At 65.9% G+C, this 17,889-nt stretch carries 14 protein-coding genes; 10 read left to right on the forward strand and 4 right to left on the reverse strand.

The window, feature by feature from the left end; genetic code table 11:
• Positions 1-370: 370 nt before the first annotated feature.
• The 5 genes from E1263_RS06925 to E1263_RS06945 all read left to right on the forward strand — a co-directional run bounded on the left by E1263_RS06925 (position 371) and on the right by E1263_RS06945 (position 5,662).
• Positions 371-1,408 carry a phytanoyl-CoA dioxygenase family protein gene (locus E1263_RS06925; RefSeq protein WP_132166335.1) on the forward strand — a complete coding sequence of 346 codons (1,038 nt, stop codon included), beginning with the start codon at positions 371-373 and terminating at the stop codon, positions 1,406-1,408.
• Complete coding sequence (locus tag E1263_RS06930; RefSeq protein ID WP_132166336.1) at positions 1,405-2,709, forward strand: DUF6271 family protein; 1,305 nt, start codon at positions 1,405-1,407, stop codon at positions 2,707-2,709. The genes E1263_RS06925 and E1263_RS06930 overlap by 4 nt, the downstream gene beginning before the upstream one ends.
• Positions 2,706-3,890: a type III PLP-dependent enzyme domain-containing protein gene (locus tag E1263_RS06935; RefSeq protein WP_132166337.1), complete on the forward strand. Its 1,185-nt coding sequence runs from the start codon at positions 2,706-2,708 to the stop codon at positions 3,888-3,890. The genes E1263_RS06930 and E1263_RS06935 overlap by 4 nt, the downstream gene beginning before the upstream one ends.
• Before the next feature lie 37 nt (positions 3,891-3,927).
• Positions 3,928-4,770, forward strand: a complete 843-nt coding sequence (locus E1263_RS06940; RefSeq protein ID WP_238161107.1) for an endo alpha-1,4 polygalactosaminidase — start codon at positions 3,928-3,930, stop codon at positions 4,768-4,770.
• Positions 4,771-4,855: 85 nt separating this feature from the next.
• Positions 4,856-5,662 (forward strand): glycoside hydrolase family protein, encoded by an 807-nt coding sequence (locus tag E1263_RS06945; RefSeq protein ID WP_132166338.1) that lies wholly within the window; start codon positions 4,856-4,858, stop codon positions 5,660-5,662.
• Between the two features lie 76 nt (positions 5,663-5,738).
• Here the strand turns inward: E1263_RS06945 and E1263_RS44035 are convergent, their stop codons facing one another.
• Positions 5,739-7,670, reverse strand: a complete 1,932-nt coding sequence (locus E1263_RS44035) for a glycosyl hydrolase family 8 (protein WP_132166339.1) — start codon at positions 7,668-7,670, stop codon at positions 5,739-5,741.
• A gap of 223 nt (positions 7,671-7,893) precedes the next feature.
• Positions 7,894-8,037 (reverse strand): GPGG-motif small membrane protein, encoded by a 144-nt coding sequence (locus E1263_RS42610; RefSeq protein WP_165956523.1) that lies wholly within the window; start codon positions 8,035-8,037, stop codon positions 7,894-7,896.
• Positions 8,038-8,179: 142 nt separating this feature from the next.
• On the opposite strand from E1263_RS42610, the gene E1263_RS06955 reads away from it, so the two are divergent.
• Positions 8,180-8,668, forward strand: a complete 489-nt coding sequence (locus E1263_RS06955) for a DUF6328 family protein (RefSeq protein WP_132166340.1) — start codon at positions 8,180-8,182, stop codon at positions 8,666-8,668.
• 120 nt (positions 8,669-8,788) lie between these two features.
• Here the strand turns inward: E1263_RS06955 and E1263_RS06960 are convergent, their stop codons facing one another.
• Positions 8,789-10,063, reverse strand: a complete 1,275-nt coding sequence (locus E1263_RS06960; RefSeq protein WP_132166341.1) for a glycoside hydrolase family 18 protein — start codon at positions 10,061-10,063, stop codon at positions 8,789-8,791.
• A 254-nt stretch (positions 10,064-10,317) separates the two neighbouring features.
• Between E1263_RS06960 and E1263_RS06965 the strand changes: the two genes are divergently transcribed.
• The 4 genes from E1263_RS06965 to E1263_RS44280 all read left to right on the forward strand — a co-directional run bounded on the left by E1263_RS06965 (position 10,318) and on the right by E1263_RS44280 (position 14,722).
• A complete protein-coding gene (locus E1263_RS06965) occupies positions 10,318-12,642 on the forward strand; it encodes a chitobiase/beta-hexosaminidase C-terminal domain-containing protein (RefSeq protein ID WP_238161108.1) in 2,325 nt (774 codons plus the stop codon).
• A 34-nt stretch (positions 12,643-12,676) separates the two neighbouring features.
• The gene (locus tag E1263_RS06970; protein ID WP_132166342.1) at positions 12,677-13,669 is read left to right on the forward strand and encodes a CE1 family esterase; all 993 of its coding nucleotides are present in this window, start codon (positions 12,677-12,679) and stop codon (positions 13,667-13,669) included.
• Between the two features lie 184 nt (positions 13,670-13,853).
• A complete protein-coding gene (locus E1263_RS43160; RefSeq protein ID WP_202868756.1) occupies positions 13,854-14,129 on the forward strand; it encodes an SDR family oxidoreductase in 276 nt (91 codons plus the stop codon).
• A 404-nt stretch (positions 14,130-14,533) separates the two neighbouring features.
• On the forward strand, positions 14,534-14,722 hold the full coding sequence (locus E1263_RS44280; protein WP_420323374.1) for a hypothetical protein: 189 nt from the start codon (positions 14,534-14,536) through the stop codon (positions 14,720-14,722).
• Between the two features lie 307 nt (positions 14,723-15,029).
• On the opposite strand, the gene E1263_RS06980 is transcribed toward E1263_RS44280, so the two are convergent.
• The gene (locus E1263_RS06980) at positions 15,030-16,478 is read right to left on the reverse strand and encodes an HNH endonuclease signature motif containing protein (RefSeq protein ID WP_165956524.1); all 1,449 of its coding nucleotides are present in this window, start codon (positions 16,476-16,478) and stop codon (positions 15,030-15,032) included.
• Positions 16,479-17,889 lie beyond the last annotated feature (1,411 nt).

The following is a 17,889-nucleotide window of genomic DNA, read 5'->3' on the forward strand; positions in this document are numbered from 1 at the left end:
ACCCACCAACTCTCCGAAGACCGTCGGACTCACGCTCAACTCCAGCCGTCCGGCGAGCTCACCAAGGGGTTACTGGGTGCTGCAGGTCCGCAATCCCATCGATCGCCTGGTCGGCAAGCTCCCGTTGCTGTCCTGACCCGCAGCCGAAGTGTCCGGTTCCGGCCAACCGCATTCTTGGTCCTTTCAGCCTCATCCAGGCGTGCGAACGGGCACTTTACACAGATTTGAGAGCGCTCTCACTCGACATCCGCACTCACTTTGGTAAGGTTCCTTCGAATACATACGTAAGGTTCCTACGAAATTCCCGCGAAGGACCGCCCGGCCGAGCTGAACCGGTTTTGCCGGCCCGACCGTACTGGGGACGAATGCCATGCCGAACACTGCGACAAACCTGTACCGCGCCGCGACCAAGGCGTCGTACGAGAGCCTTGATGCTGATACCTACCTCGCTACCACGCCGCTGCGCGACGTCCAGAAGAACCTGCCGCTCCGCGTGCTCTCCGGGGCCGACTACGAGCACTGGCAGACCTACGGCTACACCATCGTGAAACAAGCCATCCCGCACGCAGGAGAGCTCCTCGACTTCACCTGGGAATTCCAGGGTCTGGACCCGAACCAGCCGGCCGGCTGGTATCCGGAGCGGGAATTCCCTTCCGACCTCGACCGCGATCTGTACATCTACGGATTCGTCGAGGCGTATCAGCACCAGCTGATCTGGGACAGCCGCCAGGCACAACGCGTGTACGACGCCTTCGTCGACGTCTGGGACGCCGAGGAACTGTGGGTCACGCTCGACCGGCTGAACCTCAACCCGCCGAACTTCGGCAACCGCGACCGGGCGCTGATCCCGGCCACCGAGACCGGCTTCGACATCGACCTGCACTGGGATGTCGACAGCACCCTCGAGGTCTTGCCGCAGCGCGTCCAGGGCATCATCGCGCTCACCGACACGACCGCCGACAGTGGTGGTTTCCAGTGCTGCCCGGAGCTGTTCCGCCGCTTCCAGGAGTGGCGCGCCGAGCAGCCGCTCGACCGCGATCCGATCCGGCCCGCCATCGATCGGAACGAGTTCCCCGTCGTCCGCCCGCGCCTCGAGGCCGGCGACCTGCTGATCTGGAACGGGATGCTCGCCCACGGCGTGGCCCCGAACCGCTCGGCCGACAAGGTCCGGTCCGTCCAGTACCTGTCGATGATGCCGGCGCTGGAGTCGAAGCAGGAGCTCGTCGACTCGCGCGTCAAGTCGTGGCGCACCATGAGCACGCCGGAGTGGAACAAGACGCTGGTCGGCGACCCGTTCAAGCACGAATCGCTGCGCTACCCGACCGCCGAACTGACCGATCTCGGCCGCAAACTGCTGGGTGCCGACTCCTGGCACAGCGCCGGTGAGTCCGGAGAGGAGGGCCGGTGAGGCGCATCTGCCTGACGCTGCCCACCGACCGTGCCTGCACCCCGATGCTCCACGAGCTCGCGGAGGAAGCGGCGTACGGGGTCTCGCACTTCGACGTCGAGGTGGTCATGCTGGTCCTGGACTCAAGCTCGCCTGCCGATTTCGGCGACCATGCTCGCGTTCTCGCCGCGCTGCCGCCGGTCCCGGGGATCGAGGTCGTGCACCTCAACGAGGACGCCCAGCGGGTGTTCTTCCAGCAGGTGATCAAGGATGCCGGCCTCGCCGAACCCGACCGGATCCTCACCATGATGCTGCCCGGCCTGCGCTCGTACGGCGCCTGCACCAACCGCGCCTTCGTCATCGCGGCCGCGCTGGGCTGCGATTCCGTGCACCGGCGCGACTCGGACTCCAGCTACCAGGAGCTCGCCGGCGCGAAGATCTTCCCGATCCACCACGAGCTCTCCATCGGTACGACGGCCGCTGCGGCCCGCGACCGGGTGAGCACCGTGGACCTCGCCCCGGGCAGCGACGATCTGCCGGTGGTGATGGCCGGCGCGTCGTTCATCGGCGACATGTCAGTGGACATCGATGACATCCGGCAGCGTGATCCTGAGATCTACTACAACGTTGTTACCTTGTGGGCCCGCGGCGACGCGAGCGAGACCGAGAAGCGGGCGCTGGTCGCGGAGTCGTTCACCGGTGCGGGCACGGAGCCGTTCCGCGCCGACGAGTCGGTGCTGACGCTCGTCGACCCGATGCGTGTCGACATGGCCAACATCGCCTTCCATCGGATCCACGAACAAGTTCCGTTGCCACCGGCAACCGAAACGATCGGCAGCGACTACTTCCTGATGCACCTCGTCCACGACTCCGGGCTACCCGGTGTCCTGCACAACCGGCACATCGTGAACCTGCACACCGGTGAACGCAAGACCGAGGCGGGATTCGCGTCGTACCAGCTGGCGCTGACGAAGTTCTTCCTCTCGATGCTCTACCTGTGGCCCATCTACGACGACCTGGCCAAGGCCGGCAGCTCGCTGCGCGACGACCAGGGCGACATCAAGGCGTCGATGGTCTCCGACATCGTCCGCCGGAGCACTCAGCTGCCGGTGGATGAGAACGTTGATCGGCTCGATCGGCTCGACGAGGCCTACCGTCAGCTGGGCGGGCAGCACGCGGCTTTCGCCGAGTCGCTCGTGGGGCGACGCGACCAACTGCTGACCGAAGCACGTCAGGACTCGGAAGACTTCGCCGTACTGATCGACGTTTGGCAATCGTTGATCACGGCAAGCAAAGAGGCTGGAGCTGGTCTCCTCTCATGACCGCGATGTTCAGCGATCGGCTGCGAACCGCCTTGGAGCTCGCAGACCACGATCAGATCATCTTCGATCTGGGCGGGATCGAAGACGCGTACGGCGCCCTGCTCACGGAGCTCCCGGGCACCGCGATCCGGTTCGCGATCAAGTCGTGCCCGGTCGACGGCGTACTGGAGACGCTGGCCGGCCGGGGGTCGGGCTTCGATGCCGCGAGCCCGCAGGAGATTGTCCAGGCGCTGGCGACCGGGGTGGCGCCGGAGCTGGTGCACTACGGAAACACGGTCAAGTCGGACCGGAACATCGCCGACGCCTACCAGCTCGGCATCCGGGACTTCGCGACCGACAGCGTTCCCGATGTGGTCGCGATCGCTGCGAACGCGCCGGGATCGCGGGTGTTCTGCCGCCTCGGGACCACCGGCACGGGCGCGTTGTGGGGGCTCAATCGCAAGGCCGGCTGTTCGGTGCGGGACGCGATCGTCGTGCTGTCGATCGCTCGTGCGCAGGGCCTCGTACCGTCGGGGTTGTCGGTCCATGTCGGCTCGCAGCAGATGACGACGGCCGCCTGGCAGAACGCCTTCGACGAGATCGCATTCGCGATGACCGAGCTGGCCGATGTGGGCATCCGCATCGACCGGATCAACCTCGGCGGCGGGCTGCCTGCGCTGGGATACCTCGACCGAGCCGGTACGGCGCTCGATCCGGCGCTGGCCGCGATCTTCGCGACGATCCGTTCCGGCATGCGGCGGTTGCGCGAGCTCTCCGGGACAGAGCTCGAGTTCGTCATGGAGCCGGGGCGGCATCTTGTCGCTGACCACGGTGCGATCCGGGCGCACGTCGTACGGCTGTCTGAGCGTGAGCAGCCGGACGGCGAGCGAGAGCGATGGTTGTATCTCAGCTGCGGGAAGTTCAACGGACTGTACGAGATCGACCAAGTGCGCTATCGGATGGTGTTCCCGACGCATCCGCAGGGCCTGCAGGTCCCGGCGGTAGTCGCAGGGCCGACGTGTGACAGCGACGATGTCTTTGGGCAGGAGCCGACCCCGGCTCAGGTGCCGGAGGCAATCTTTTCCGGTGAGCCGGTCTGGATCCTGTCGTGTGGTGCGTACTCCACGAGCTACACAACCCAGCGTTTCAACGGTTTCGAGCCATTGCCGGTGACGGTGTTGCCGGTCGCGATTCACGCTTGAGACCAGACCAATCCCCGCCATCCACTAGGGTGGCGGGGTGACCACTGGACGCCGTACCCGCGTGTTGCTGATCGGCGGGATCGCAGCAGCAGTTGCTGTTGCCCTCGGCGTCATTGTGGTCAACCGGTTGCCGGAGGCATCGGATGAGCCTGCCGCGACCCCAACGCCCAAGGTCGAGGCGCCGCCGTTGCATGCCGGGCTCGATTATCAGCTCGGTGGTCCTTATCAGCCCGCCGCGGACGTCAAGGTCGTGGTCCGCGACCGGACGGCGCCGATCGCCGCGGGCCTCTACAACGTCTGTTACGTGAACGCCTTCCAGACCCAGCCAGGTGAAGACGGCGACTGGGAGAAGGACCTGCTGCTGCGCGATGCCGCCGGCAAGCTGGTGATCGACGAGGACTGGGACGAGCCGCTGCTCGACCTGCGGACGCCGGACAAACGCACCCGGATCGCCGCGAAGCTGAACACCTGGATCGACGGCTGTGCCGCGAGCGGCTACCAGGCCATCGAGCCGGACAACTACGACAGCTACACCCGCTCCAAAGGCCTGCTGACTCCCGAGCACGCCAAGGCGCTCCTGACGCTGCTTGCTGAGCACGCGCACAGCCGCAACCTGGCGATCGGCCAGAAGAACACGGCCGACCTCGCCAAAGACCGCAAGACCGTCGGCCTCGACTTCGCCGTCTCCGAGGAGTGCGGCCAGTACGACGAATGTGCGGTCTACGCCGACGCCTTCGCCGACAACGTTCTCGTGGTCGAGTACACCGCCGACGGCCTCCGCAAAGCCTGTACGGCGTTCGGCGGCCGGCTGAGCATCGTCCTGCGCGACCGCGATGTCACCGCGCCCGGCAGCGCGACGTACGTCCGTAGAACCTGCTGAACTACCACAGTCCTCGCGCCGACCTGGTCTCAAGGGCGTCAAGTTCTGTCACGCTCGACTGAACCGCCCCCCAGGGAGTTCACTCATGCGAAAAATACTGCTGCTTGCCCTGACCATCCTGTTGTCCTTCGTTCTGGCCGTTCCGTCGAATGCACAGGTGCTGGCCACCAAGAAAGGCGCCAGCACCAACAATGTTCCCGGTGCCTCACAGGCTCTGACCGCCGTCAACGCGAGCTGGTTCTACTCCTGGAACACGAACCCCGAGGGTGTCGCGAAACCCTCCGGAGTCGAGTTCGTCCCGATGATCTGGGGCCGCAACTCGGTCAACTCCACGGCGCTCAACAACGCGAAGGCCAACGGCAGCACCCTGCTCGGCTTCAACGAGCCGGACATGGGCGGCCAGGCCAACATGTCCGTCGACGAGGCCCTCAACCTGTGGCCGCAGCTCCAGGCGACCGGCATGCGCCTCGGCGCCCCCGCCGTGGCGTGGGGCGGGGCCGACCCCGGCGGCTGGCTGGACCGCTTCATGGCGGGCGCCAAGGCCCGTGGCTATCGCGTCGACTTCATCCCGCTGCACTGGTACGGCTCGGACTTCTCCTCCGCCGCCACCGGCCACCTCGAGAAGTACGTGAACGCCGTCCGCGCCCGTTACAACAAGCCGGTCTGGATCACCGAGTACGCGCTGGTCGATTGGTCCACCGGTACGGCCCGCTACCCGAGCTCGGCCCAGCAGGTCGACTTCATCAAGCGCTCCACCGCCATGCTGGCCGGCAAGAGCTTCGTCGAGCGCTACGCCTGGTTCACCCTCAACACCCAGGTCTTCCCCACCGGCCTCTGCAACGGAGCCACCCCGAACGCCTCCGGCAACGCCTACCGCAACGCACCGGCCTGAGCTGTCGGTTGACCAACAGATCGGCCCGCCACCGAAGCGGTGGCGGGCCATCTCCTCTTTTCGGGCTAGTGCCGGGTTACGGGACCCAGTGGTTGTGGGTTGCGGTGATCATGACCTGGAGCTGGATACTGGCTGCGTAGTAGCTGTCGGTCTGGATGGGTGTCGCGAGCATCTTGTTCCACAGCGAGTCCAGCCAAGCCTGGCTGCCTGAATCCGTCATGGCCGCGACCGCGAACGGCGCGAAGAAGGACGGGTCGCTGCTGGAGTCGATCGCGGTTCCGTTCAGCTTGTAACCGGTGGCGATGTTGCTCGGGTTGCCGCCGGCCTTCGACTTGATCCAGGTGTTGAGCTTGCGGGCCGAGGCGAGGGAAACGCTGTCGCCGCTGGTGACAGCGTCGGCGCCGATCCGCCACGGGTCGCGGCAAGCGTTCCACCAGTACTGGCCGTCCTTCGGGTCTTCCAGAACCTCACCGGTGGCCGGCTTCGGAGTGGAGTTGGTGTTGATGACGAAGTCGGGCAGCAGGCCGGTGCCGGCCGCGTAGTTGTTCTGCAGATTGGTGGCGACGGTCTGGTGCTTGACGCGAATGGTGTCCCAGACGGAGTTGCCAGTGGCTGCCTTGAAGGCGCGGAAGTGATCGGCCATCCAGTCCGACGTACGGGACTGGTAGTAGTGCTCCTCGCCGGAAGAGCTGAAGTCGCCGTACAGGAGCATGTTGGTGCTCGGGTTGACCTCGCTCGCCTTGATCGCGTTGATGTGCTTGATGGCAAGCTGCTTGTAGTTGTAGGTACCGGCGCTTCCCCACTGCTTGTCGGCCAGCAGGAGGCCGTAGGCGACGTCCATGTCGGCGTCGGTCGCGCTGTCCGAGCCGTTCACGCTCTTGCAGGCATCGTCCTGCTCAGCGGCCAGCAGGTCGGAGTTGTTCACCGACGGGTGCGCCAGCATGAACTTGGTCAGGCCGTCGAAGATGGCCTTGGCGTTCGGGTCGGCGCCTGCCATGGTCGCGGTGATGACCATGCCGTAGCCCTGCGCCTCACCGACGTACGGGTGGTCGGCGTCCGGCGAGATGACCTCGTACCAGCCGTTGCCACAGTTCTGCCTGACGAAGGCTGCCTTCCACTTGTTGTAGTAGTCGATGACCTTCTGGTCGAGGGTGGCCTGACTCCCGGTCGGCTTCAGCATGCCGGCCGCGTACGGGAACTGGTGGCTGCCGAACGGTACGGCCGGTCCGCCGCCGGTGCCACCTTGCGTGGTCGCCGTGACGGAGTTGCTCACCGCGGAAAGGTTGCCCGCGGCATCACGCGCCTTGACCGTGTACGTGTAGCTGGTGGACGCCGTACGGCCGGTGTCGGTGTAGGTCGTGCCGCTAGCAGTGGCGACCTCGGTGCCGTTGCGGTACACGGCGTAGCCGGTCACACCGACGTTGTCCGTGGACGCGTTCCACGCCAGCGAAACGCTACTCGACGTGGTCCCGGTGGCCGCGAGACCGGTCGGCGTGCTCGGCGGGGTGGTGTCGACCGGGCCGCCGCCGGTCGTGCCGTAGACCTCGAGATCGAACAGCGAATACCCGTACGCCGTCCCGCGCGCGGTGCCGTAGACGCGGACGTACCGGCCAGTGCCGGACAGCGTCAGGTCGTCGACCGCGCCGTTGCCGGTCGTGGTGGAGAAGACGTCGGTCCAGCCCGTCGAGCCGTCGGCCGAGGTCTGGATCTTGTACGACTTCCCGTACGCCGCCTCCCAGTTCAGTTTGACCCGCGAGATGGTCGCGGTGGCGCCGAGGTCGACGCGGATCCACTCCGGGTCATGGCCTTCGACGCTGGCCCACCGAGTGCCAGAGTTGCCGTCGAGCGCCTTGGCAGCTTCGAACCCGGACCCTTCGACCGACGACGCGGTGGCGGGCTTGCCCTGGGAGATGAGCGGATCGGCGGCTTGGGCCAGTCTGATCGGAACGAACAGAGCTGCGGCGGCGAGCGCCGCGGCAGTCAGTCCTCGCAATAGTGAATGTGACATCAGGGGTGTCCTCCGGGCGGTGAAAAAAGGCTGATTGTCCCCACAATCATTAGGAAACTTTCCTAACGGTTGCCCGAAGGTAAGTCCCCACCCGGACGAGCGCAAGATGTCGCGCAATGATCAACCGCTTGAACTTTTCCGCCGCAGCACAGAGCCCAGGGACCGATCGAACTCTCGGTCCCTGGGCTCTTACGCTGAGCGATCAGCGATCAGTTGACAGTGATCAATTGAAGATGCTGACGCCGCCCGGGCCGACGAGCAGGCCGACCACGATCAGGATGATTCCCCACATCAGGCCGCCCCGCACGATCGAGACGATGCCGGAGATCACAAGAATCACCGCGATGATCCACAACAAGAACAGCATCAGAAGTCCTTTCGTTCAGACCGGCAGACGATCTGCCGCTCCCCCGTCAACGTTCATCCAGTACCCGGCCGCATGCGCTGCTTGATTCCGGACCTGGCGGGTACTGGATCGCCGCACCGTCGACGGATGAAGGGCCACCGCCATGACCCACTCAAACGCCAGCTACACCCGCCAGGACGAGGACTCCGGGGAACGCCTCGACCGGCATTGGAGTGAATTGCTGCAGGAGCTACGGCTCGCACAGACCGGCACTCAGATCCTGTTCGCGTTCCTGCTCGGCATCGGATTCCAGAGCCAGTTCCAGGCCGCCGACCAGTTCACACACCATGTCTACGCGGGGACCTTGGTCGCCTCGGCGCTCGCGGTCGCGCTCTTCCTTGCTCCGGTCTCGTTGCACCGGATCGTCCACCGGCAAGGATTGCGGGACCGGATGGTCGTCATCACCGACTGGCTGGCGCAGTTCGGGCTGGTCTTTCTGGTCGCCGCCATGGCCGGCGGCGTACTGCTGGCCCTCGATGTCGTTCTGTCGCGTCCAGTTGCCCTCGGCATCGTGACCGGCATCGTGGTCTGGTTCATGCTTTTCTGGCTGGTGATCCCGCTCGTCGTGCGCGCCAAGTCCGGAGAGGACTAGACGTAGTCGAACTCATCGCCCTGGCGGCCGGCGGCGACGTTTCCAGTTGCCGCGCGCAACAACCCCGAACGTGGGACAGCGCCCGGGGATCGCCCGGGCGCTGTCAGAAACCGCTTGAGGTCAGCCGATGGTCTTGACCGCGGTGATCAGCGCGCCATTGCTGGTGTCTCCGGAGAGCTCCCAGAAGAACGCGCCGCCGAGGCCCTGGCCGTTGGCGTACGTCATCTTGCTGCGGATGGTGGCCGGGGTGTCGTAGCCCCACCACTGACCGTTGCAGAACGCGTACGCCGTACCGCCGACGGTACCGGTGGACGGGCAGCGGGTCGAGATCAGCTTGTAGTCCTCGATACCGGCCTCGTACTTACCCGGAGCGGCGCCGGTCGCGCGACCACCGGGAGCAGCCTGGGTGACACCGGTCCAGCCACGGCCGTAGAACCCGATGCCGAGCAGCAGCTTCGAGGCCGGGATGCCCTTGCTCTTCAGCTTCTGGATCGCAGCGTCACTGTAGAAGCCGGCCTGCGGGATGCCGTTGTACGACGTCAGCGGCGAGTGCGGGGCGGTCGGGCCCTGCGCGTTGAACGCACCGAAGTAGTCGTAGGTCATCGGCATGATCCAGTCGAGCTTGCCGGCTGCTGCCGCGTAGTTGGTGGCGTCGATCTTGCCGCCGTTGGTCCCGTCGGCGGTGATGGCCGCGGTGACGAGCGCCGAGGAACCGAAGCGGTTCCGCAGGGCGGTGATCACGTTGTTGAACGCGTTGGGGCCGCTGGTGTCACAGCTCAGGCCACAGGCGTTGGGGTACTCCCAGTCGATGTCGATGCCATCGAACACATCAGCCCAGCGGGGGTCTTCGACCAGACTGTAGCAGGAGTTGGCGAAAGCGGTCGGGTTCTTGGCCGCCTCGGTGAAGCCGCCGGACCAGGTCCAGCCGCCGAAGGACCAGACGACCTTGATGTTCGGGAACTCACGCTTCAGCTTGCGAAGCTGGTTGAAGTTGCCACGCAGCGCTCCGGCGTCCCAGGTGTCGGCGACACCGTCGACCGAGCCGGCCGCGTCGTACGCCTTGTCGTAGGCGGCGTACGAGTCGCCCATCGTGCAGCGACCGCCGGTGGTGTTGCCGAAGGCGTAGACGATGTTGGTCAGCTTGGCGGCCGATCCGCTCGTCTTGATGTTCTTGACGTGGTAGTTCCGGTCGTAGACACCCCACTCGGTGAAGTAGCCAACGACTCGCTTGCCCGCCGCGGGCGCCGCGGCCGCCGGAGCGACCTGCTGGACGGTCAGGCCGGGCTGTTCACCCGGCGCGGCCTTCGGTACGGCGGACGCGCTGACAGCCGGCAGGACACCGGCTCCCAGCAGTGCGACTGCGGTCAGAACGGATGAGACGGGGCGAAATCTCATTGCTGTTCCTCCAGAGGACAGATGCAAGTTCGCACATTCTGCACGACTTTCCCCGATTAAGAAACGGAGGCTACTAAAGTAATTCAGTTCCCGACCCAGCTCACTCAGCGGTGACTAGTTTTCACTCTCCGTTCATGGGGCCGAGCTCTTCCGCGATGGGCCGGAGCCGTCTACCGTCCGCTTACCGGTCGTATGTGAGAGCGCTCTCACTCCCCTGCAGTCCCCGCCCTGTTCTGCCCCGGAGGTGGTCCCCTGTGTCTCGGAGCCCCGCACGAAGCTTCACTTATTGGCGAGCCGCGATCGTCGCGCTCGTCCTGGCCCTCTGCTCGAGCCTCCTGGTGGGTGGCGTAGCACGAGCGGCCGACGACTACACCCAGTCGGTCACGTCGCTGAACACGACGCAGGCCCAGATCTCGTTCACCCCGACCACGACCGCCGTCTACGTCGACGTCCACTACACCGTCACCGGTCAAGGCCAGCAGAACTTCCGGATGGACCTCAGCGGCGGCACCTGGCGCAAGACCGTCAGCGGCCTGTCGTCCGGCTCGGTCGTCGACTACTGGTTCACCTACGAGAAGAGTGGGCCGCAGTACGACACCCCGCACTTCAGCTACACCCACGGCGGCACGACCACGCCGACGGTCGCGACACCGGCCTTCTCACCGGCGGGCGGCAACTACACGACCGCGCAGACGGTGACGATCTCGACGGCGACCTCAGGCGCCACGATCCGTTACACCGTTGACGGTTCCACGCCGACGGCGTCCTCGACCCTGTACGGCGGCCCGATCAGCGTGCCGACGTCACGCACGATCAACGCGATCGGCCTCAAGGCCGGTTCGACGAACTCCGCGGTCGGCAGCGCGACGTACACGATCGGTAGTACGCCGGTCAGCTGCACGACTCAGCCCGACGTACCGAACTTCGGCCCGAACACGCGGATCTTCGACCCGAGCATGTCGGCCACGGCCATCCAGGCCCAGCTCGACGCGGACTTCAACGCGCAGAAGGACACCATCGCGCACCAGATGGGCAACGGGCGGATCGCGCACCTGTTCAAGCCCGGCGCCTACAGCGTGCACGACGATGTCGGCTACTACACCTCGGTCGCCGGCCTCGGCCAGAACCCCGGTGACGTGGTCATCAACGGCGCCATCACGGTCGACGCGTTCAACGAGTCCGACCAAGGCGTTGCCCTGCAGAACTTCTGGCGCTCGGCCGAGAACATGGCCGTGAACCCGATCGGCGGCTCGAACCGCTGGGCGGTCGCCCAGGCAGCCCCCTTCCGCCGGATGGACATCCGCGGCAACCTGCAGCTCTACCCGGCCAGCTACGGCTTCGCCAGCGGCGGCTACATCGCCGACTCCAAGGTCTCCGGTGAGACCGCGTCGATCTCGCAGCAGCAGTGGTACACCCGCGACAGCAACCTCGGCAGCTGGGCCGGTGGCGTCTGGAACATGGTCTTCTCCGGTACGCCGGGAGCCCCGCCCACCACCTTCCCGAACCCGCCGGAAACCACCCTGGCGACCACCCCGGTCTCCCGCGACGTGCCGTACCTGTACATCGACGGCGCCGGTAAGTACCGCGTCTTCACCCCGTCCCTGCGCACGAACGCCTCCGGCGCCAGCTGGGCGAACGGATCCACCCCCGGTACGTCGATCCCGATGAGCCAGTTCTACGTCGTCAAGGCCGGCGACACCGCGTCGACGATCAACACGGCCCTGGCCGGCGGCTGCAACCTGTTCTTCACGCCCGGCATCTACCACCTCAACCAGACCCTCAACATCAACCGGGCGAATACGGTTGTCCTCGGCATCGGCTACCCGACCCTGATCCCCGACAACGGCGTCAACGCGATGCAGGTCGCCGACGTCGACGGTGTCCGGATCAAGGGCATCCTCTTCGACGCCGGTACGACGAACAGCGCCGCCCTGCTGACCGTCGGCCCGAGCGGCTCCTCCGCGAACCACGCGGCGAACCCGACCACCCTGCAGGACGTCTTCTTCCGGATCGGCGGCTCGATCGCCGGCCACGCGACGACCAGCCTGATCGTCAACAGCCACAACACGATCATCGACCACATCTGGGCCTGGCGCGCCGACCACGGCAACGCCGGCACTTGGGGCTGGACGCAGGCCACCGGTGACACCGGATTGATTGTCAACGGCAACAACGTCCTCGCCACCGGCCTCTTCGTCGAGCACTATCAGAAGACGCAGGTGATCTGGAACGGCCAAGGCGGCAAGACGATCTTCTTCCAGAACGAGATGCCGTACGACGTCCCGAACCAGGCCAGCTGGAACCGGCCGAGCGGGAAGAACGGCTACGCGGCGTACAAGGTCGCCGACAACGTCACCTCGCATGAAGCCTGGGGACTGGGCAGCTACAACTTCTTCAACGTCAATCCTTCAGTGAGCGCCTACAACGCCTTCGAGGCACCGAACAACGCAAACGTCCGATTCCACAGTCTCTGCACGGTTTCCCTCAACTACCAAGGCACCATCACTCACGTCATCAACGACACCGGAGCCGTCACACCACCTGGCACTGTCCCGGTCAACGTGGTGAGCTACCCCTGATCTAACCTCTCCCGCCCCGAACCGAGGAGCCACCATGGGCCGGAAACGTTGGCTCTATCTAGCTGCTGCGACGGCACTCAGCTTGCCGATCCTGCCGCTGACCCAAAGCGCCGCGATCCTGCCCGCGGCCACGGCCGCCTGTACTCGCGCCCTGCCGGCGGGAAACCACACCATCCAGGTCCGCTTCCGCAACGTCGACTACCCAGTCCGGGTTCACGTTCCGGCTGGCCTGGCCGCTGCGTCGCAGGTCCCGGTAGTCGTCGACCTCCATCCCAGCGGCGGCAACGCGGAGACGCACACGGCCTACACCCGGATGGACGTCCTAGCCGACCAGGAGCGCTTCGTGACTGTGCGCCCTAACGGCAACATCCCCGCCGCGGACCCGAACCCCAACCACGTCTGGTTCTGGAACGTGCCGAACGTACCGACCGTCTCCGGTCAGTACCCACCGCCCGGCTCCCGGGACGACATCGCCTACCTGACCGACGTCATCGACAAGACCTCAGCCCTGGTCTGCGCCGACCCGAAGCGCATCGCAATGTCCGGCCACTCCGGCGGCGCCCGCATGTCCTCGGCCTACGCCTGCGCACGACCCGACAAAATCTCTGCCATCGCAGCCGTAGTCGGTCTCCGCGCCGGCCGCCCCGCGCTATCCGACCTCACCACACCCGAACTCCAAAGCTGTACGCCGACCGAGCCCGTCCCGGTCATCGCCTTCCACGGAACCAACGACACCGTCAACCCCTACCAGGGCAACAACGACGCCCGCTGGGGTTACACCGCCACCATGGCCGTCCACTCCTGGGCCCGCCTCAACGACTGCAAAGAGGGGCCCGCGGCAACGACCGTCAGCGCCAACGTCACGTCCTTCACCTACACCCGCTGCAAATCAGACGCCACCGTGGCCTTCTACCGCGTCACCAACGGCACCCACAGCTGGCCCGGCAGCACCAACCCCGCCGCAACCCAGGAGATCAACGCAACCAACCTGATGTGGACCTTCTTCAAAGCCCACCCCCGCCACTGAGCAAGCGCGCGGCCGCACCGATGGCCTCGCCATCACCTAGCAGGTAGCTCTCGGCGGTAGGGGCCAGCAGCAACGAACGAACTCCGCCTACCCAGTGCACCTTTGAGAACTACGTCGCCGCCAAGGCCGGCCTGGAAGGACTGACCAAGGCTGCGGCGGCGGACCTCGCTTCCCAGGAATCACCGTGAACGCGGTCGGTCCGGGTGTCGTACACACAGCCATGACCGAGGTCAGCGCTGCCCGCGCCGGGCGGACCATGGAGGAGCACCTGCGCTTCCAGGCGGCGTCGATCCCACGCGACCGGACCGGCACCCCGCACGACATCGCTCGCGCCGTCTTGTTCTTCACCGCCGAAGACGCGACTTCGCCACCGGACAGGTCCTCTACGTCAGCGGCGGACCGCACGGCTGAGCGAAGGCACTCTCCCCGACCGGGTTCGCGGATGCCGTCCATTCGGTAGATCGCGTAGCGTTGGGGTGTTGCGACCGCGACGGCGACCAAGGTGATGGCCGCCCTCGGCGATGAAGGCCTGGTCGAGACGACGGTCGGTTCCGGCACCGTCGTCAGCACGCGCAGGCGGCGGCCGAGCGATGTCACCCGTCAGCCGATCAACCCGGAACAGGCGGTGCGCACGGCAATCGGGATCGCCGATACCGAGGGTCTCGAAGCAGCATCCGTACGGCGACTCGCGGCCGCCGGCAATGGGCTCTCTGCCGACAGCATCTCTGGCTACCGAAAGCCGTCTCCTTCACCCGCCTGCGCGAGGTCCTGGCACTACCCGCCCTGGTCGTCTCCGTCGCCCTGTCGCTGGCGGAAGAGGTCAACGCCGAGCAGGAGACCGGCCTCACCCACACCCAGTGGCAACTGAGCCAGCGCGAACGCGCCGCCGACCTGCTCGGCAGCGGCCGATTCCCCTTGCTCGCAGAGGCGTCCTACGAACCAACACCGGATCCGGACGCCCTCTTCGAGTACAGCCTCGCCCGCCACCTCGACGGCTTCGCCGCCCTCGTCAAACAGCCCCGCCCGGCTTCGTCGGCCCTGCCTTCCGAGTGAGAAGACACAGAGGCTTATCGCCGGGCCAGAAGGTAATCGCTGCCGCCGACTTGTCCGCTGCCTGGTCCGCTGACTCCGCCGCGGTGGATACCCAGCCGATGCCGGCGAGCACTACGAACCGGAATCGACATGCAGAGCACCCCAGCCCCTCCCGCTCGCACGCCCAGTCGCCGTGGCGATGCGGAGCTTCGCGGCCGTATAGAACCTGCTGCGGAATCGGCGTGGCTGGGAGCGCGGCTGGGTGCTCGGGGCATGACTGAGTGATCCACGAAGCATGGCCGCGTGGATCACTCGGGTGGGTTGGGGTTTAGGGGCCTGCTGCTGGGGTGGCGTTGGTTGCCCAGGGGTCGGTGTAGTCGGGCACGTGTGCGAGTAGTCGGGCGCGGAAGGCCTCGCGTTTAGCGGCCAGGTCCGGGTTGGTCACGGCGCTAGCGGTAGCGGGCTTGTCCGGCTGCCCGTGCATCGGTCTGCTGCTGGAACCGTCGTTGCTGCCGAAGCTGCCGAAGCTGCTGGCGGTGTCGGGTGCAGGCGTCGCCCAACTGAGGGCGGCAGCCATAACAGCAGGATCGATCATCGGTGCTGGGTCCGCCCAGCTCGGCCGAGTCACCTCCACCAGACCGTTCGTCGTGATTGATACCGCCCACTGGTCTGCGTGCACCGCGCGGTGATGCGACGCGCACAGCAACACCAGGTTCTGCATGCTGGTCGGCCCGCCGTTAGCCCAATGAATGATGTGATGCGCATGGCACATCCACGGCGGCGCTTTACACACAACGCAGCCCTTGTCGCGTTTGATCAACGCTCGCCGCATATACCTGTTCACGAACCGTTGCTCGGTCCCGACATCCAGGGGCTGCGAGTCACCACCGAGCACGATCGGGAGGATCGCTGCGTCGCAGGCCAGCAGCCGTACGGCGGAGGCGGACAGGTTGTTCCCGAACACCAGTTCACCAACCGCGCCGGTCGTCTCGCCGAGAGCAGCTTTGAGGTCGTCGAAGTCGATCGTGACGGTCAGGTGCGGCACACCCGGGTGGTCAGGGTTGCCGGCCGCGGCGTCCATGGTGGCTACCAAAGCATCAGCCTGCCGCACGTCCTGTGGCCGCGGATCACGCTCCCCATCAACAGTCTTGTGCGGCTTCGACAGCGTATGTATCTGGGTGGTGAGCTGCTCGCCATCGGCGCCGGGCAGGAACCCGGAGAACTTCACCCCGCCATCGACCTGCCGCAACCGCAGCGACCTCCTCGCCTGCGCTTCGCCCTCAGCCGGCTCTGCACCATCAGCATCCAGCCGCGCCAAGACATCGTTCCCGAACTTGGCGAGCCGACGAGGGTCCTGGTCCTTGGCGACACCGACCATCTGGTTTTCGGTGAACTCGAGCGTCTCGACCGGAACAGTCGAGGGCGCCTTCTCCAAAGTCTCGACAATTACCCTGCCTTGCGCGGGACGTACGGTCCAGGGCCGGGCTGGGTCGGTCGGATCCGGCAACGCCGCAGCCACGATCGCGTATTTGCGCAGAGCGGCAGCGAACGCGAGATCTTTGCGGACTTCGGCCGGGGGTTCCCGGTACCGCTCGGACAGGAAATCGACCGTGTCACGGGCGCCGAGCTCGGCCGCGGCACCCATCTCGTAGAGGCGTCCGGACGCTTGCAGGATCGCGGTTTCGAGCAGAGCTTTGGCGGCATGCATGGCGTCCAGAGAGGCCACCAGCTCGCTGGCACTCTGCAAGTACACCGGGCGCATCCCCACGATCTCCATACCCAAAAGCATAGCCACGCCCACCCACAGTTTTCGACCCGGAAACCCCTTATTTACAAGGTTTTCTGTGGGCTCTTTTGTCAGCCCACACCAGCCCACACCCAGCCCACACCAGCCCGGTCCGTCGAGGTCGTGAACTTCAGCACGGCCCGGAACCTCAGACAAGGCCTGGCGCCGGTCGCGGGTCTGGGCATGCTCGGCCGACTGCTTGGTGGGCTTGAATAGTTCAGTCGATCGAGGCCGGTGATCGCGTTCTTCGTGGCCAACCCAGCTCTGAGCCCGCGGTGCGTCTTTGAGCACCCACCAACCACGCAAAGCGCGTCAAAACGGTTGATGGGTACTCAAAGTGCGTCCGTTCGGTGCGCGGGCTTGCCTTTGTGGAGCGAGAAGGGCAACTGGTGGCCTTGGCGATCCACAAAGCTAGCCACCCCATGAGCAGGAGCACCGGCTCGGGCATCGGATCTGTCCCGCCCGGCACGAGCGTGCCCGGTGGGTTCAGTCGGTTACCTTTGGGGCGGGCGGGGATCCGCAGCCCCGGTTAGGGTCCGGTGAGGTCTCGGCCGGGGGCGTGGGTGCGTGGTTGCTCGCCGCGACCGGCCGACTCGAAAAGCGGGTGGCTGGTCGCCGCGGTGGCTGAGGCGAGATGGCGAGACCGGCGACCGAGGCTGGCGCTGCTTGAGGTTCCGGGCTGTGGCTGGGGTTGCTGAGGTGACGTCGGTGATCGCGTTCCCGTTGGCTTGGGCCGGCGGGCTGCGGCTGGGTTTGCTCAGGTTGCTATCGGCAACCATGTTCCCGTTGTCTACGGAATGGTGGACGGTGCTCGGGTCCCGAAGTTGCTGTCGACGACCGCGTTCCTGTGCCTAGGCCGTGGTTGGGATTGCTGAGGTACCGCCGGTGATCGCGTTCTGGCTTCATTCGATGGGTGGACCCCAAGGCCGGATAGTTCGGGCGTCCGGGTCGGCCTGAAACGGTCGGTCAATCCGCTAGCGTCCGAACGGTCGAAGGTCGGGTCTCAACAGAAGGTCGGGTCTCCGGTTCTGCGGACGTTAGCTTGGGTGGCGGTCGAGAGGCAGCCTTTGCGAGTGTCTGCTGCCGCTGAGGGGCAGTAGGTGCTCGCTGATCGTTTGTCTGCAACGGTCGACAGGCCTGCGGCCGGGATCGCCCGGTTGTGGCTGGTCGCCGCTGCGGCCGATCTACTGAAAACGCTCCGCTGAGCAGGTCTACGGCTGGGGTGGATGGCGAGGTCGGCGACCGCCTGCGGCGTTGCCCCAGGCGGTCCCCATTTGGGGCTCTCCTGACTGATCTGTGGGTCAGTTTCGGTTGGGGAGGGTGGGCCGGTGACCGCCGAGGTTGAGCATGGCCAGGGCGATGAGTGCGGTGGGTGAGTGGAAGCCGAAGGCGACGCGGGTGA

Origin of the sequence: Kribbella antibiotica, from assembly GCF_004349055.1 — a bacterium.
Classification (GTDB): domain Bacteria; phylum Actinomycetota; class Actinomycetes; order Propionibacteriales; family Kribbellaceae; genus Kribbella; species Kribbella antibiotica.